General features: G+C 44.9%; 14 protein-coding genes and 1 tRNA gene. 8 read left to right on the forward strand and 7 right to left on the reverse strand.

Translation table 11 applies throughout. From position 1 onward, the window contains the following. A complete protein-coding gene (gene gspN / locus EHO57_RS03975) occupies positions 1-942 on the forward strand; it encodes a type II secretion system protein GspN (protein WP_135643131.1) in 942 nt (313 codons plus the stop codon). A gap of 287 nt (positions 943-1,229) precedes the next feature. Here the strand turns inward: gspN and EHO57_RS03980 are convergent, their stop codons facing one another. Further along, entirely contained in the window at positions 1,230-4,829 is a 3,600-nt protein-coding gene (locus tag EHO57_RS03980) for a vitamin B12-dependent ribonucleotide reductase (RefSeq protein ID WP_135643133.1), read from the reverse strand. 218 nt (positions 4,830-5,047) lie between these two features. Between EHO57_RS03980 and EHO57_RS03985 the strand changes: the two genes are divergently transcribed. Next, positions 5,048-5,123, forward strand: a tRNA-Asn gene (locus EHO57_RS03985). A 289-nt stretch (positions 5,124-5,412) separates the two neighbouring features. On the opposite strand, the gene EHO57_RS03990 is transcribed toward EHO57_RS03985, so the two are convergent. Then, complete coding sequence (locus tag EHO57_RS03990) at positions 5,413-6,579, reverse strand: NHL repeat-containing protein (RefSeq protein WP_135643136.1); 1,167 nt, start codon at positions 6,577-6,579, stop codon at positions 5,413-5,415. Positions 6,580-6,992: 413 nt separating this feature from the next. On the opposite strand from EHO57_RS03990, the gene EHO57_RS03995 reads away from it, so the two are divergent. Next, positions 6,993-7,481: a hypothetical protein gene (locus tag EHO57_RS03995; protein WP_135643138.1), complete on the forward strand. Its 489-nt coding sequence runs from the start codon at positions 6,993-6,995 to the stop codon at positions 7,479-7,481. A gap of 89 nt (positions 7,482-7,570) precedes the next feature. Then, positions 7,571-8,182 carry a hypothetical protein gene (locus EHO57_RS04000; RefSeq protein WP_135643140.1) on the forward strand — a complete coding sequence of 204 codons (612 nt, stop codon included), beginning with the start codon at positions 7,571-7,573 and terminating at the stop codon, positions 8,180-8,182. Between the two features lie 83 nt (positions 8,183-8,265). On the opposite strand, the gene EHO57_RS04005 is transcribed toward EHO57_RS04000, so the two are convergent. From EHO57_RS04005 to EHO57_RS04020, 4 genes are read right to left on the reverse strand one after another with little or no spacing between them, the layout of a single operon-like run. Continuing rightward, positions 8,266-8,553 carry an exodeoxyribonuclease VII small subunit gene (locus EHO57_RS04005; RefSeq protein ID WP_135643142.1) on the reverse strand — a complete coding sequence of 96 codons (288 nt, stop codon included), beginning with the start codon at positions 8,551-8,553 and terminating at the stop codon, positions 8,266-8,268. Next, complete coding sequence (gene xseA / locus EHO57_RS04010) at positions 8,550-9,827, reverse strand: exodeoxyribonuclease VII large subunit (protein ID WP_135643145.1); 1,278 nt, start codon at positions 9,825-9,827, stop codon at positions 8,550-8,552. Before xseA ends, EHO57_RS04005 begins: the two co-directional genes overlap by 4 nt. Positions 9,828-9,833: 6 nt before the next feature. Further along, entirely contained in the window at positions 9,834-10,949 is a 1,116-nt protein-coding gene (locus EHO57_RS04015) for an AI-2E family transporter (RefSeq protein ID WP_135643147.1), read from the reverse strand. After that, a complete protein-coding gene (locus EHO57_RS04020; RefSeq protein WP_135643149.1) occupies positions 10,949-11,470 on the reverse strand; it encodes a hypothetical protein in 522 nt (173 codons plus the stop codon). The genes EHO57_RS04015 and EHO57_RS04020 overlap by 1 nt, the downstream gene beginning before the upstream one ends. Positions 11,471-11,516: 46 nt before the next feature. Between EHO57_RS04020 and EHO57_RS04025 the strand changes: the two genes are divergently transcribed. Next, entirely contained in the window at positions 11,517-12,158 is a 642-nt protein-coding gene (locus EHO57_RS04025; RefSeq protein ID WP_135643151.1) for a DedA family protein, read from the forward strand. Here EHO57_RS04025 and EHO57_RS04030 read toward each other — a convergent pair. Next, positions 12,155-13,696 carry a phosphatase domain-containing protein gene (locus EHO57_RS04030; RefSeq protein WP_135643153.1) on the reverse strand — a complete coding sequence of 514 codons (1,542 nt, stop codon included), beginning with the start codon at positions 13,694-13,696 and terminating at the stop codon, positions 12,155-12,157. The two genes, EHO57_RS04025 and EHO57_RS04030, sit on opposite strands and share 4 nt — an antisense overlap. Before the next feature lie 119 nt (positions 13,697-13,815). Here EHO57_RS04030 and EHO57_RS04035 point away from each other — a divergent pair, with 119 nt between their 5' ends. From EHO57_RS04035 to pth, 3 genes are read left to right on the forward strand one after another with little or no spacing between them, the layout of a single operon-like run. Next, entirely contained in the window at positions 13,816-14,130 is a 315-nt protein-coding gene (locus EHO57_RS04035; RefSeq protein WP_135643155.1) for a Smr/MutS family protein, read from the forward strand. After that, entirely contained in the window at positions 14,127-15,680 is a 1,554-nt protein-coding gene (gene cimA / locus EHO57_RS04040) for a (R)-citramalate synthase CimA (RefSeq protein WP_135643157.1), read from the forward strand. The genes EHO57_RS04035 and cimA overlap by 4 nt, the downstream gene beginning before the upstream one ends. Then, positions 15,668-16,237, forward strand: coding sequence for an aminoacyl-tRNA hydrolase (gene pth / locus EHO57_RS04045; protein ID WP_135643159.1), 570 nt, complete (start codon positions 15,668-15,670; stop codon positions 16,235-16,237). Before cimA ends, pth begins: the two co-directional genes overlap by 13 nt. Positions 16,238-16,278 lie beyond the last annotated feature (41 nt).

A 16,278-nucleotide genomic window follows, 5' to 3' on the forward strand; every position in this document is an offset into this window, starting at 1 on the left:
ATGCCTCGTCAGAAAAACATAGAAGAGGAAGAGATTATCTCTAACGAGGAAGAAGAGTTCCTGACCATGGAATTGGAGGATCTTCCTCCGGAAGACTCGGAAGAGGAAGTTCCCAGATTTTCCATCAAACAAAAGTTGATCCTAGTCGGATCCGGATTTATTTCCTTTCTTCTGTTTCTGATCTTATTATTTCCTTACGAGAATATAGTTCGCCAGGTATTGAATTCTTCCTCCAATCAACCAAGCATGGTATTTTTCAGGGAGCTTTCCGTTTCCGTTCTTCTCGGAGAGGTTTCGGTTAAATCACTTGAGATCATGGGCCAAAGCTTTCGAATGAGAGCAAATAAGGCAGAGATCCAGGCCGGACTCCTTTCTTTGATCCGTAAGAAGATCAACGGGGATTTTGACATCAGCGGGATCAAGGTAGAATACGACGGAGAACAAGTTGGGACAATAGACGCGTTAGAGGGACATCTCAAGATAGACTCACTCGTTGTTCCTGCTAGCAGATACAGCGGTTCCTTTTCCCTAAAAATGCCGGAAGGAAGTAGGGGATTCTTGCCTGGAATGCCGGAGCTTCCTCTTTTAGGAAAGATAGAGAACTTCAGGATCAATAAGATACTCATTACTTCCAAGTTAGATCAAGGAAATCTGGAATTTGAGGAATTTCTGATAGATACCTCTATCGGAAGATTGGATCTGCACGGAAATTTAAGACTCGCTGACAACTTTGCTTATTCCCAGTTGAATCTTAGGATCTGCTTCGAGTTAGAAAGGGACTTCGCAACGGAAAGAGAGGATATTGCAGGAATGCTTGCCCTGTTAGAAAAGAGCGGGGGCGGAAAATGCGTTCCGATCACCGGACTTGTGCAAAGACCCGAAGTCAAGATCCCTGGATTAAACGGCCCGGCTGGTCCTCCCAATGGCGGGCTGATCCCTTAGAATTGATCTCATCAGGTACAAGCTACTTAATCTAATAGAAATCGCTTTCTAAGTTAATTAATCGATCCTAAATTCGATGATCGATCGTTTAACAGCTCTATTCTTTTATTCTAATTCCACACTTTTCTATCAAAGAGCTAAAGTATCAAGTAAGCCTTAGAAAATAAAAGCCCAAGGTTATTTACCACCTCGGGCTTTTTATTTTGCATTTAAAAGTTTTGGATCTTTAGGAAGTAGGGAACTTCCTTCTTCCTAAAGTCTCTATTTTCTAAACCAAATGCTTTCTTTCAGGAGCAACCGGTAGTCGCACCGCAAGACATACATTTCAAGCAGGAACCGTTACGAACCATCTCGAAGGATCCGCACTCTGTGCAAGAGTCTCCAGTATAACCTTTGATCCTCGCAAGCTTGATCTCTTCCATCAGTGCAATCCCAGAAGTCGGTTTTTCCGTCCTCATCATCTGAGAGTAGGAAATTGTCTCAGGCTCTAATTGAGGAACTGTCTCTACAGAAGGAGCCGCAGTCTGAGTTGCAGAAGTAGCAGGCTTAGGTTGGATCGATTCAGAGGATTTTCTGGATCCGATCTCGTCTCCTCTTAGATCTTCCGGTGCTACTTGGCCCAGATCGTATCTTCCGAGGTAAGTGATTGCCAATTCCCTGAAAATGAAATCGATCACGGAAGTGCTCATTTTGATATGTTTGTTTCCGGTCACGATACCGTTCGGCTCGAACTTGAAGAATGTAAATGCATCCACGAACTCTTCTAAAGGAACTCCATGTTGCAATCCAAGAGATACGGAAATCGCAAATGCATTCATCAAACTTCTGAATGCAGCTCCTTCCTTATGCATATCCACGAAGATCTCCCCGAGTTGTCCGTCCTCATACTCACCGGTTCTCAAGTAGACCTTATGTCCACCCACAACTGCTTTCTGGGTATAACCGGCGCGTCGGTTCGGAAGCTTGCGTCTATGAGAGATGTATTTGTATACGATCTTCTCCGCAAACTGAGCAGGATCCTTGGCAACCGCAGCTTCTGCGATCTCCTCTTGTTCTTCTAACTCGATCCCGTTCAGAAGTTCCATTACGGAATTCAACGGTTGGGAAAGTTTGGATCCGTCACGGTAGAGAGCGTTCGCTTTCACCATCATCTTCCAAGAGATATAGTAAGCGTTCTTGATATCTTCGATAGTTGCATCTTCCGGAAGGTTGATGGTCTTGGAGATCGCACCGCTGATAAAAGGTTGAGCCGCTGCCATTGTACGAATATGGGATTCGTAGGAAAGATAACGTTTTCCGTATTTTCCGCACTTGTTCGCGCAATCGAATACAGGATAATCTTTCTCTTTTAAGTAAGGTGCATTCTCAATAGTCATGGTTCCGCAAACATAATCGTTGGCTTTATTGATCTCGTCCTTAGAGAATCCGAGATGCTCCAACAGATTGAATGCAAAGGAATCATAGGTCTCTTTTGCGATCCCCAAATTCTTTTGTAAGAAGTCCTCTCCCAAATTGAATTTGTTGAATGCAAAATTGATATCAAACGCGTAAGGAAGGGAAGATTCCACCTTCTCCAGGATCTCGTTCGTGAACCCTTTCTCTTTCAGGCTTTGGGTATTGATGACCGGAGCTCCGTTCAGAGTGGCATGTCCCTTGCAATAATTCACGATCGATTCGATCTCGGAAGGAGAATATCCTAATTTACGAAGCGCCAATGGAACGGATTGGTTGATGATCTTGAAGTATCCGCCTCCGGCCAGCTTCTTGAATTTAACAAGAGCGAAGTCAGGCTCGATCCCTGTCGTATCGCAATCCATTACGAGACCGATGGTTCCAGTAGGAGCGATCACGGTTACTTGAGCGTTTCTATATCCGTGGGCTTCTCCTAGACTTAGAGCCTTGTCGGAATCCTCTTGCGCCGCTTTCAAAAGATAAGAAGGACAGAATGCAGGATCGATCCCCACAGGCTTGATGGTCAGTCCTTCATAATCCTCGGAAGGAACATTATAAGAAGCTCTTTTGTGGTTACGGATCACACGAAGCATATGCTTCTTATTCTTTTCGTAACCAGAGAAAGGTCCGAGTTCCTTCGCCATTTCTGCAGAAGTAGCGTAAGCAGTCATATGCATGATCGCAGTGATTGCACCAGTGATAGACATCGCTTCCTTAGAATCATAAGGAATTCCCATGATCATGAGAGCGGAACCGAGGTTCGCATACCCTAATCCAAGGGTACGGAATTTATAAGAAAGCTCTGCAATCTCTCTGGAAGGGAATTGAGCCATAGTCACGGAGATCTCGAGGATCACAGTCCAAAGTCTGCAAAGATAACGGAAACCCTCTACGTCGAAAACAAGCGTTTCCGGATCGATGAATTTCTGCAGGTTTGCAGAAGCCAGGTTACAAGCCGTATTGTCCAAGAACATGTATTCGGAACATGGGTTAGAAGCATTGATCGCTCCGTCTTCCGGACAGGTATGCCATTCGTTAATGGTTGTATGATACTGAGTTCCCGGATCCGCAGAAGCCCAAGCAGCAAAGGAAATTCTATCCCAAAGCTCTCTAGCGCGGATCGTTTTAGAAGGCTTAGGAGATCTCTTCTCCTTATGAGCCTTTTCTTTTTCCGTTCTATTAAATAAATGCCAAGGTAGGTCTTGCTCTACCGCATTCATGAACTCATTCGGAAGGCGAACTGAGTTATTGCTGTTCTGACCGGAAACAGTGTTATATGCTTCGGATTGCCAGTCAGTAGTCAGCTCTTCGAACAGGATCTCTTTGTATCCTTGCTTCGCAAGATCGATCACTCTCTTGATATAATTATCAGGGATAAGGACTCTCTTTGCCTCTTGGATCTGTTTTTTGAGAGCCTGGTTCTTAGTAGGCTCGAAACGCTCTACACCTTCCATCTCATAGCAAGCCTTCATGATCGCATTTAGATGGCGATTGTTCAGAATGGAACCTGTCACAAGAGAAGCTACCTTCTTCTCTTCTTCTACTTTCCAGTCTACGAAACGATCGATATCGGGATGATCCACATCCAAGCAAACCATCTTAGCGGCGCGGCGAGTGGTTCCTCCGGATTTGATCGCACCTGCGGCGCGATCTCCGATCTTTAAGAAGCTCATCAAACCGGAGCTTTTTCCTCCGCCGGAAAGGGATTCGTTTTCCGCTCTCAGGTTGGAGAAGTTGGTTCCCGTTCCGGAACCGTATTTGAAGAGACGAGCCTCACGGACCCAAAGGTCCATAATACCGCCTTCGTTCACTAGATCATCGTCCACACTTTGGATAAAACAAGCATGAGGTTGTGGGTGCTCATAAGCAGAAGCAGACTTCACTAGTTTGCCACTGGTTGGATCCACATAGAAATGTCCTTGGGATTTGCCGTCGATCCCGTACGCCCAATGCAGACCGGTATTGAACCACTGAGGGGAGTTAGGAGCAGCCATTTGAGATGCGAGCATATGTACGACTTCGTCGTAGAAGATTTTAGCGCTTTCCTCATCGGAGAAGTAACCGTACTTGTATCCCCAATACGTCCAGCAACCAGCCAAACGATGGAATACTTCTAGAGCGGATGTCTCTCCGCCAAAGCGATCCTCTTGCTTCAGGGAAGTGAGTTTCTCTTGGTCAGGCTCGGAGCGTTGTAACCATTCCGGAATGCCTTTTTCATCTACTTTTTTTAAGTATTTAGGCACTCCTTTGCGTCGGAAGTACTTCTGAGCGAGGATATCGACGGCAACTTGAGACCATTGGTCGGGAACAAGTATGTCCTTGGCTTCGAAAACGACAGAACCGTCAGGGTTCGAAATCTTAGAATTCCGTTTTACCCAATTCAATTCCTTGGAAAATCCCGTATCTGGTGAAGTGAAATGTCTATTTAGCTTCATAGCATGCTCCTCAATGAAACTCCGGCAAAATATAGTGCGTTTTTGGATTATGTCACGCTACTATAGCTTTCAAATTTTCCCATAGCACTTTTTCCAAAGGGGTTCTGTTTTCAGGGAAATTTCTGTGCGCGAGCCGATTTGAAAAATGCCTATGTCTCGAAGATTTTTCATTGCCAGCTCGCCTCATTTCTAAAAACTGGATTCTGCTACCGCGATACTCCCCTTTAGCTCAGTCGGTAGAGCAAGTGACTGTTAATCACTGGGTCGCAGGTTCGAGCCCTGCAGGGGGAGCCAACTCCTTTCGCATCTTCCAGCCTTATAAAAATAGATCCGTAAGGGTCTTTTTATTAGACCCTAATTCCCCACATTTGTGTAGTCCTTTTTGAAAAAATTTTCGATTTCGTAATCAAACGAACATTTGAGAAGAGAAAGCCTTTCGATGAAAGAAAGAAGAAGGGGAATTTCTGATCGAAAAAGAAGATCCGTAAAATTCAAGGCTCCTATCTTGAAAGAATAAGGAGCAGTAAACTCTAGGGCTTTTTATTTCTAAAAGAAACCCTAGAGAATATTCGGGATTCTCAGATCACTGCGCGTTATAGATCAGGTGTCGGTAATTCCCAGTATCCGTTACGATGAGCTGATTTGAATTAATAAGGGCAACCCCTTGCGGATTGCTGAGTCCTGTCGCGGTTGTATTTGCGCTCGTTCCACTGAAGCCAGACTGTCCAAGGACAGCATCCGCTGCGGCGCCGCTTGTAGTCGGCCAAGAGTTCCAAATGAGGACTCTGTTATTTCCGGAGTCGGTTACGAAGATCCGAGTTCCGTCGGAAGTAACAAAGGTAGGGCCATTCATCAGATTGTTTCCAGAACCGGATGCCGGTGAGGTAGTACTAGTAGTACCTAATACTAAATTAGCTGACTGCCCATTAGATGTGGGAAAGGAATTCCAAACCAATACTCGATGATTTCCTGTATCCGCCACTAGCACTTTCGTACCGTTTGTCCAAACTCCGACATTATTTAAACAACTAGCTAAATCATACCCTGCAAAAACGTTAGTAAAATTCGTTTTTGCCAGCACAAGGTTTGCGTTAGTCGCATTGGCAGTTGGAATGGAATTCCAAATCAATACACCGCAACGAGTATTGTCCGAAACTAGGACTTTTCCTCCGGAAGAAACAGTAAGACCACCTGCATGCAGTCGAAACGTACTTTGAGATGTAGTTCCAGTGGTAGTACTGGTAGAATTTGACTGCCCAATCACGACGTCGGCGGAAGCGTTACTAGCCGTCGGAAAAGTATTATATACGAGTACACGATTCGCACTTTGATCGCCGATCAGAAGCTTAGTACCATCGGTTGCAATATCTACCGGTTTAACAGAAACGGTTGCACTAGCAACACTTGCATAACTCGTCCCATCCGCTTGTCCGATTACGAAATTCGCAGTCGGATAATTTGAACTAGGAACGGAATTGAAGGCCAGGGTTCTGCAATTCCCAGTGTCCGGAACGAAGAGAACACCATTCGCATAGAGAGAAGCTCCTCTCGGACCAACTGAACTGCAAGCATTTCCTACGGAAGATAAGGAAACGCCTGCGGCTGCAATCGTCGTTCCTGATCCGTCGTTATTTTCGACACCAGTTGTAAAATTATTCTGGCCTATCGCAACCGAAGCAGCTTGGCCAGTCACAAAACCTTTACTGCCACCGCCGGAAGAATTAGAGTCAAGTAACAGCAACCCTAGCATATTGCTACTGTGATGGGATTTGCATCCAAGAAACGATGCAAAAACAATTGCGCTTAATAAACGAAATAAGGCGATTTTATATTTCAAATTTTTAATACCTCTCTTAGCAGGACATTCGACGAAATTGGATCAGATCGACAAATAACTTTTCAAAAAAAGGATTACAATTTCCATTTTATCTATTTATTGTTTCATTATGAATATTTAATGAACGGAAGTTTACATCCCGTTGCGATTTTCATCCCTTAAGGAGGTGATATTGGAAGTTACTTGCATTCGAAATATAGAAACCAACCCCGATTCTGGGGGCGGAAGGATTTTGCTCAAATTTTCCAATTTCATCCGCCGAATAGAATATTTTAGGAACGAAACCCTAGGAACCGGGTTTCTAATAAGGAGGCTATACCTTCTAAATGAAATTTATACTCAAAACCAAAGCTACAGTTTTTGTCCTAGTGCTTCTCCTCTCCATGGCCTGTCATACAACCGGGAACACAAGCACGGACGATAGTTCCGCTGCTTCCTTATTGTATTCTGCCTACGGTTCCACATTTACTCCTGTTCCCACAGGAGGATGTTCTGATTCTACCATCAGTTCATACGCGATCAGTGTAGGGGGGACTACCACCTTCACTGGCTTAAGTTATTACTATTACTTCTTTCTTTTTACCGGAAACGGTTCTAGCAACACGTTCAACGTGACTTTCACCACTGGAGAAGCGGACCTCTGGATCGGATCGGAGGATGTTTCCTTGATCCCAACAGATTTCAGTGGGGTTGAGTTTCGGAGCGAGAATGTAGGGACGGAATCGTATTCCGGGGTAAGCACAACTAACGGTAGCACCCGCTGCTTAGTCGTTCCGGTTACGAATGCAGGTTCTTTTACCCTAAGCGTGAACTAAGATTAAAGAATTTTCGGCTAATAAATAATTGACACCTGAGTAATATTCATTATCTTTCCGACTTCAAAATCTCAAAAGGAGAGACAAAGATGGATGGAAGACTGACTATCGAGGGAATTATCAAGAACAGCATTGCGTTGGGATTAAAGAATTTCCTGACCTTATTTGTAGCGTTTATTCTTTGGATCCTTACTCTATGGATCCCTTACTTTAACGTCGGAACTACGATCGGTTTATTCTATTATTTGCCGATCAAGATAGGAAAAGGGGAAAGCGTATCTCCGACAGATATATTCGATGCCGGAAACAGAAAATATATGGGAGAATTCTTTCTCACATATGGCCTGATCTCAGTAGGGGTCTCCGCTGGACTGATCTTTCTGATCATCCCTGCAATGGTGATCGGTATCTCTTGGGGACAAGCCCTCTTTCTATTGCTCGATAAAGGCCTGGAACCCAGCCAAGCGATCAAGAAAAGCAACGATATCACTTACGGAAAAAAATGGACCATCTTCTTGGGTTCCCTTCTGTTAGTAATCTCGATCGCTATAGGAGGAATTGTACTCGGCTGGATCGCAGGAATGATCAGCATGTATTTAAGATATCTGATCGCTCTCGTGCTATTCGTTATATTCTTTCCGATCGTAATTTCCTCTCACGGTTATATATACGACTCGTTAACGAAAGAAGCGGGGATTTAATTTAGAAATATTGAATTTGCCTCGATCTATGCGCTGAAGTTTCTCTTTAGCAACCGGTTAGATCGAGGCATATAAAGATCCTTTTAGAAAAGTTCTTCGTCGGCAGGTGGGGGAGTAGCAGCTCTAGAAGAAGTTTCCGATTTTGGACTGGCCGTTTTCTTTTGGGTCTCTCCGGAGCCTGCCTTGGAAAGATACTCTATCTTTCCTTCTGCCTCAGCGAGAATGGATTGGCAGATGGTCTTTAACTCCATTCCTCTCTCATAGGACTTGATACTCTCTTCCAGGGTCAATTGTCCTCTTTCCAAATTCTCGGCGATTTGTTCTAGTTCGGTTAATGCCTGCTCGAAGCTGATTTCCGTCTTCTTTGTCATTTGATTTCACCCTGGTATGAGACTCGGATCCTTCCTTCCGCCAAAATGACCTCGAGTTCTTCCTCTTTCTCTAATTGGGTCGGAGAAGTAACGACTTTTTTTCCTTTCTTTCGAACCACGGAATATCCTCTCTTTAAGGTTCCCAACGGAGAAAATCCGTCCACCTTTCCTGCGAGAAGTTGGAACTCTTTTCTCTTTCTTTCCAAATGGGATTTAAAGGAAGCCAAAAGCCCGCTCGAAATAGGAGTAAAGCGATTCCGCGCAGTCATGATATAGTTCTTTCCCAAGAGGAGGATGCGGGAATTAATTTCATCTAGCTGCAATATCCGATCATTCAGCATGGATCTAGGTTCTATAAATGCCTTTTTATTCGTAAGGATGCGCAGCTTCTCCTTTAGGTTCATAGCCCGGTTCTGGAGAGCAGTACGCAAACGGATCTCGATTTCCGAAAGTTCGGATTCGACCACTTCCATTTCAGGCACAGACATTTCCGCTGCGGCAGTGGGTGTGGGAGCAAAATGGTCTGCTGCCAGATCCGAAAGTACAGAATCGATCTGGTGACCCACTGCAGAAATAATCGGGACCCTGGACTCCGCGAATGCGAGTACCACTTTCTCCTCATTGAAGGCCATGAGATCCTCGTAGCTCCCTCCGCCTCGTCCGGCAATAATCAGATCCACATCCCATTTAGGATCGTTCAATTGTCGGATCGCACTCACGATGGAATCGGGTGCATCATCCCCTTGTACCAAGCAGGGAGAGATGAGAATATCGATCTTAGGAAACCTTTGCTTTGCGATCCGAATGATATCTTCGATCGCGGCTCCGGTAGGAGAGGTAGCGACTCCGATCCTCCAGGGAAATGCCGGTAGTCTTCTCTTTCTTTCCAGGTCGAATACTCCCTGAGCGGCAAGCTTTCTTTTGAGAGCTTCCACTTGAAGAAGAAGATCCCCTTGTCCAAGTTCTTCTACTTTAGAAATATTTAAATTATACTGTCCTCTAGGCTCATAAACGGAAATCGTTCCGAACGCCTTGATCTCCATTCCGTTCTCGATCGGTTTGCCCTTATACTTTCCGTTGCTATAGGAAAAGAAAGTACAGGCGATCAGGGATTTCGGATCTTTTAGATTAAAATAAATATGCCCTTGGTGGGATTTGGAATAATTCGAGACCTCTCCCTGGACACAGATATTTCTCAGGATCTCCGGCCCGGTCAATAGTTGCTTGATAATGGAATTTACTTCCGAAACGGAAAGAGGTTTGCTTTCTTCCATCGGATCTTAGCTGGTAAAAAAATCTTTTCTGTACAATTTCCAGAAATCCCAAAGGATTACTACCATGGTCACTGCCACCGGTCCGAGCACGAGTCCCATGATCCCGAATTCCTGGATCCCTCCGATCAAGGAGAGAAAGATCAGAAGAGGATGAATGCGTAACTTCTTATCCAACATCTTGGGTTTTACCACATTCTCCAGAACAAGGTATAAGGTGAGCCCCATGATCATGAAGAAACTCGCGCCTAACATATTGTTCTCGATGAACATTAAATAAAGCCCGATCGGAAGCCAAACTACAGAGGTTCCGATCACAGGAATCAAAGAGAAGAAAGCAGCGAGACTCGCGTACAAGAACGGGTTCGAGATCTTTGCGAATAGCAAGAGAATATAGATCCCGGCACCTTGCAGGATCGAAACAATTAGATTTCCTTTAAATACAGTTTGTACAGCGGCGGCGATCTTTCTTCCTACCTGCTCCTCTACTTCTGCGGAGAAGGGGAGATTGTCCAAGATAAAACGCTCCATCTTTCTTCCGTCTTGGTAGAAGAAGAATAAGAGCAGGACCGAGAAGAATAGATTCATGATAATCCCTGCAGGAAGATCGATGGAGCCTAGGATAAAGGAAGAAGCATTGCTTAAGACCGCATACAAGCTGTCCAAGTTCAGTATATCTATATAGTTCCGAGCGAATTCTCCGTAGATCTCCGGCAATTTCACCCAAAAGAAAGGGTTATCGGTGACTAGATCCGTTAAGATATTCAGGTTCATCATCGTATCTATGATCTTATCCTCAGAAAGAGAGATACGGATCTTGAATAGGATGGAAAGGGATTCCTCGATCAATGTCCGGATCATAAAATAAGAAGGCAGAAGAACGATCATACATACGGAGCCTATCATGATCCAAGGAGCAAATGATTCAAAACGAGGCCCGATAAGCCTTCTCAGCTGCTTGTACTGCTTGCGAGTTGCAAGATAGAGGATCAGAGCCACCAGAGCGGAATAGAAATAAGGTCGTAAGACCACAAATAGAAGGGCAGCCGCTCCTAGACAAAAAATCCCCAGAATGATATTGAACACCTTTCTGTTCGTTGCGTCCATTCCGTCCTTTTCTGCCATTAGAAGCCTCCGGAGGTTCTGTGGAATAATTTCACCAAGGAACCGTTCTCGTTTGGAACGATGGAGATTGCGACGGTTTTCCGACCGAATACTTCCACTAAGTACAAACTCTTTGCGTCCGTCTTTTGGTTTTGTAGGATCTTATGATTCAAGTTGAAGATCAGGATCTCATAGTAAGTCTCGAGAACTTGCTTGGAGAAGGTACTCTTGAAAACCACGATGGATTCCTTATTCTCCAGCAATCGGTCCGATTTCAATTCAGTAGAAAATAATAAAGTACTGTTTTGGGGAGGAACAAAATCCCTCGGAATGGAAGAAGGGGCCTTGTACGGATCTTCTTGGATCGTAAGTCGATTGTAACGAAAGATCCTAGGCTTTGGCCTGTCTTGCTTTTGGGGTTTTACAGGATCTAAGACCGGCAATTCTGGAATCGTTTGTTCCTGAGAAAAGAGAGGAACATTCAAAATGAGTAAAAGAAGAAGAGCAAGAATTCGCTTGAACGAGAAACTAGGAGATTCCACGAAATTTAGTTGAATCCAGCGCTCCCACCTTGACAATCCTTTTTAAATGCAATTTACCGGATTCGATTCGTACATCCAGATCCTTTTGGATTGGGTCGCCGGTCTGCCAAGCGCTCTGGTTTGGTTCTTCTTCGCCTTCTCTAATCTAACCGAAAACGTTTTTCCCCCTTGGCCGGGCGACACAGTTACCGTGTTTGGAGGATTCTTACTTGCAAGAGGAAGTATCGGTTTCTGGGAGTTAACCACTAGCACCTTATTCGGGAACCTTGCTGGAGCTTGGCTCATGTATTCCTTCGGCCATAAGGTTTTGGATTGGTTAAAGACAAAGGAATTCCCTTTCAAATCGGAATTATATGACGAGGAGTCCATCCAAAAAACCTTGGATTGGTTTTCCAGAAATAGTGTGCTCGTGGTGATCTTCTCCCGTTTTTCTGCAGGAATACGATTCTTCGTTTCCATCGTAGCCGGAATGACGGAAATGAGACCAGCAATCTTCTTTTCTTATTTTTCCATAGCGGTTCTCTTATGGTGCGGAATATTGATCTATGGAGGCTTTTATTTGGGAAGCCACTGGGAGAAGGTATTGGAATTCCTTTCTCTCTATAACAGGATCGCGACCACGACCCTTATTCTAGTAGTTCTAGGATTTATAATTTATAAAAAGAGAATAGAAAAGAAGAAGTCCTAAGTCTCTAGGACTTCTTTCAAGGTCTTTACAAATTTCTTATGGATCGGTTGAGCCTCTTTCGGCAATTCCAACTTATTTGCGAGCTCTAGCAGAAAATCGGAATCGATGACTTTTCCTTCGAACCATTGGCCTGCCATTTCTCCCGCGATCTTAAGAACGGAAGAAAGATCCAAAATCTCTTTTTCGACCAGGATAAGCGCAAACCCGAGAGCCCCGTCTGTCGGAAGATAAGGTTTCAGCTCCGATATTTTCCAAGGATCGATACCGGTAGGAAGAGCTCCTCTCACATTCCATTGCATTTCTTCGGAAGAAGGTCCAAGTTCCGTCTTATTCACAAGTACCAGTTCGACAGGATTGATATCTCCGTGAATTCTTCTGTTCTCTTCGGCGAGCTCTCGGATGAGCTTCGCATTGTCCCGAGTAATTGCGTCTCTTCCCAAGAAATTCAATTTGTAGAGATAATCCTCTAGTTCTTTTCCTTGGAGAGCCCCGGTTAAAATGATCTGGTAAAGGATAAAGATAAGATAATCGCTTTCCGTATTATCTCCCATTAGGATCTCTTTGGAATTTGTAGGCAGGTAGATCCTATCTCGCAGAAGAATGGTGAGCTTATACGCCAACTGATCGAATAGACTCTGAAAAGAAGATCCTGCAAACTTACGAACTCTTTCTAAGGCTCCCCAAAGACCTTCCGTTAAGAAGCGAGTAGGATGAGATAAGGTATCCCAGAACTTATCTACCATTCCTTTGATCGTTCCTTCCAAATATTTCAAGTGAAGGGATTCCGTTCTTACTTGCTGGGCACGGAACGTGGAAAGAAGCGTTCTTCTGAAAAAATGAGGACTAGCGGAGATAAAACACAAAGGAGAATCGTTCGTATTTTCTCTCAACTCTCTGAATAGTATGGGCATCCCCGGCAAAGGAAGCTTCTGCTCGGAAGTCTCGAACAGCGTGGAGATCTTTCCCTTATTGGAATGGATATCCGTCGCCAAATATGTTTGGTCGATATCGGAAGTGGTAACGAGTCCCGAATATTCTTCGGAAAGGATACGCAAGGCTCCTTTTCCGATCAGGCTTTGGGAGACTAACTCATGTTTTCCGGGAGTATTTAAATAAGCCAGGTCCTTTCCGAACTGTCTGTATGAATCCGGCTTTAGAAAATGGATATGGAACTGATAATTTCCCGGTGGAAGCGGAAACGTAAACTCATGAAAGAAGAAACCGCTCTCGTCTCCTCGGATCTCCGGAGATCTATGCAGCACTTTACCCGAACCATCCACAATCTCTGCGAGAAGGATTGGCTTACGCACTGACTCGAGACCATAGTCCAGAAAAGGAGTGATCTCCTTTTCCTGTCCCTTGTACAACCCGGTGAACAGATCCCAATCTTTCGGGTCCGTCATTTCTTCTGTGATACCTATGTCCACGACTTGTCCACGGATATAGTAGCGATTTTCTCTGCCGAGAGTTCCTCCGCAGATTGCTGCTCTTCTCTTATCCGTGTTCCGGGGAATTTTGCGTTCTAATTCTTCTGCCAACCTTCCGGCCTTTTTCCAGGTTTTAAGAAAGGAAACTCTATCATGGGGTCCGTAAAGGGAAAGCAAAAATCCAATTTCTTTGTTTTCGCGGAGGCTGGTCCGACTAGGATGGTCTCAGGATGCCGAGAGATAAAGGTTCCGGAAGAAATACGAAAGGTCCGAGAACAATTTATATCCGCAAGATGAGATTCGAAGAAGCGTATCGGGTCCTAGACAAAGAGATCCAAGAGGCTTTCTTGAAAGGGGAAACCCTAGTCGAGGTGATCCACGGGATTGGGGAAGGAGTCCTGCGCAAAATGACCGAGGATTATATCCGAAATCATTCCTTCCTAAAAGTCCTAGAAGATGCAGGATTGAATATAGGAAATCCGGGATCCACTCTGATCGAGATCATGGGCCCTTCCGCGGAAGATCTAAAGAAGTATTTAAAATGAAGGAAGAAAGATCCAAGGTGCAAATTCTGGATGTGACTCTTCGGGATGGAGAGCAGACCAGAGGTGTAAGCTTCTCCGCATCCGAAAAATTGAATATTGCAAAATTCCTTCTGCAAAACCTGAAAGTGGATCGGGTGGAGGTCGCTTCTGCCAGAGTCTCTGAGGGAGAATTGGACAGCGTTCGTCGCATCATGGAATGGGCCAATTCCGAAAACGTAGGAAATCGGATCGAGATCCTGGGCTTTGTGGATTCCCATAAAAGTGTGGATTGGATCCTGGCATCCGGAGCAAGAACGCTCAACCTTCTCACCAAGGGCTCTCTGAAACATTTGGAAGGCCAGCTCAAGAAATCTCCGCAAGAACACTTTGAAGAAGTTTCCGAAACCATTACGTATGCTAAGAAGAACGGACTCGAAGTGAATGTATACTTAGAAGATTGGTCCAACGGATACTTGAATAGCAAAGACTATGTTTTGGATTTCGTGGCTCATCTTTCTAAGGAACCTTTAGGAAAGATCTTTCTTCCGGACACATTGGGAGTCTTATCTCCCGAAGAAACATACGAGGGAATTTCCCTACTTACCCAAAAATATCCCGAACTGCATTTTGAATTCCATGGTCATAATGATTACGATCTCTCCGTAGCCAATTGTCTGTTCGCAGTCAAGGCAGGAGCGAAGGGCCTACACGTTAGCGTAAACGGCTTGGGAGAAAGAGCCGGAAATTCCCCTTTGGAGGCTGTGATCACTGCACTTCATGATAAGGCCGGAATTCCAACAGGCGTGGATGAAAAGGCGATCACAGAAGCGAGCCGACTCGTGGAAGTGTTCAGCGGAAAACGCATCTCGGCAAATCGTCCGGTAGTGGGAGAAGATGTATTCACCCAAACTGCAGGAGTACATGCGGACGGGGACAAAAAAGGGAATCTATACGCAAATCCGATCCTTCCGGAAAGATTCGGAAGAAAAAGAAGCTATGCCCTAGGCAAACTCGCCGGCAAGGCAAGCATCTCTGAAAATTTAAAACAACTCGGACTTGTACTTTCTCCTGAGATCGAAAAGAAGGTCTTAGCAAAGGTGATCGAACTCGGAGATAAGAATAAGACGATCACCCCCGAAGATCTCCCCTTTATTATCGCCGACGTATCCGGATCCTCCGGTTCTAGGTCTGCGCTAAAGATCCTAGATTGCAAGATCAACTCAGGACTTGGGATCCGTCCCAAAGCATTCGTTGCCTTGGAATTAAATGGCAAACAGTATTCTGAGGAAGGAGAGGGAGACGGTGGTTACGACGCATTCATGTCCGCGCTCACGAATATCGCAGCAAAGGCGCATATCTCCATTCCTAGACTCGTGGATTACGAAGTTCGCATTCCTCCCGGCGGAAAAACGGACGCGTTAGTCGAAACCATGATCACCTGGAACAAGGCTGCCGAAAACCACGAAGAAGAAAATTTCAAGACGATAGGGGTACATAGCGATCAAACGATTGCCGCGGTACTTGCCACAGAAAAAATGCTAAACCTGATCCTCCAAGCATGGCAAGCCTGAAACTCTTAATAGTGGGTCTCGGAAATCCCGGACCAAAATACGAAAAGAACCGTCATAATATCGGTTTTATAGTCCTAGACGACCTGGCCAAGGACTGGGGAGTTTTGTTCTCTTCTTCTTCTAAGGAAGAAAAGGGAAAAATAGAGAAGGATGGGATCTCCTTTCATTTCCTGAAACCACTCGAATTCATGAATCTTTCCGGGAGAGCCATCGCAGAACTTGCCAGAAAGAACGGTATCCCTCCGGAAAATATCTTAGTCATTCATGACGAAGTGGATTTTCCTTTTGCCAAATTGAAGTTCAAACAGAACGGAGGGCATGGTGGCCATAACGGCCTGCGGGATATCATCGAAAAACTAGGTTCACCGAACTTCTATCGTCTTCGGTTCGGCGTAGGAAAACCTGGAGACAGTTCTCTTACCTCAGGACATGTTCTAGCGAATTTTAATAAGGAAGAGATCTCTCAATTCCCGGAATTATTCAACCAGGTAAAACAAAAAATCTCGGATTGGGTCCGGGAAAGACAGATCCTTTTTTCGAAAGCCTCCGACAATTAAACTAACCCCGGCCACTCTTCGGGGATCCATCTCCGGAGAAC

The sequence above is a fragment of the Leptospira langatensis genome, from assembly GCF_004770615.1.
Lineage (GTDB): Bacteria > Spirochaetota > Leptospiria > Leptospirales > Leptospiraceae > Leptospira_B > Leptospira_B langatensis.

What these genes read in the sequence shown, in the direction of transcription:
- pth (WP_135643159.1), top strand. Translation starts at nt 15,668, where the DNA reads ATGGCAAGCCTGAAACTCTTAATAGTGGGTCTCGGAAATCCCGGACCA.
- gspN (WP_135643131.1), top strand. Translation starts at nt 1, where the DNA reads ATGCCTCGTCAGAAAAACATAGAAGAGGAAGAGATTATCTCTAACGAG.
- EHO57_RS04005 (WP_135643142.1), bottom strand. Translation starts at nt 8,553, where the DNA reads ATGACAAAGAAGACGGAAATCAGCTTCGAGCAGGCATTAACCGAACTA.
- cimA (WP_135643157.1), top strand. Translation starts at nt 14,127, where the DNA reads ATGAAGGAAGAAAGATCCAAGGTGCAAATTCTGGATGTGACTCTTCGG.
- EHO57_RS04000 (WP_135643140.1), top strand. Translation starts at nt 7,571, where the DNA reads ATGGATGGAAGACTGACTATCGAGGGAATTATCAAGAACAGCATTGCG.
- EHO57_RS03990 (WP_135643136.1), bottom strand. Translation starts at nt 6,579, where the DNA reads ATGCTAGGGTTGCTGTTACTTGACTCTAATTCTTCCGGCGGTGGCAGT.
- EHO57_RS04025 (WP_135643151.1), top strand. Translation starts at nt 11,517, where the DNA reads ATGCAATTTACCGGATTCGATTCGTACATCCAGATCCTTTTGGATTGG.
- EHO57_RS03995 (WP_135643138.1), top strand. Translation starts at nt 6,993, where the DNA reads ATGAAATTTATACTCAAAACCAAAGCTACAGTTTTTGTCCTAGTGCTT.
- EHO57_RS04035 (WP_135643155.1), top strand. Translation starts at nt 13,816, where the DNA reads ATGCCGAGAGATAAAGGTTCCGGAAGAAATACGAAAGGTCCGAGAACA.
- xseA (WP_135643145.1), bottom strand. Translation starts at nt 9,827, where the DNA reads ATGGAAGAAAGCAAACCTCTTTCCGTTTCGGAAGTAAATTCCATTATC.
- EHO57_RS03980 (WP_135643133.1), bottom strand. Translation starts at nt 4,829, where the DNA reads ATGAAGCTAAATAGACATTTCACTTCACCAGATACGGGATTTTCCAAG.
- EHO57_RS04015 (WP_135643147.1), bottom strand. Translation starts at nt 10,949, where the DNA reads ATGGCAGAAAAGGACGGAATGGACGCAACGAACAGAAAGGTGTTCAAT.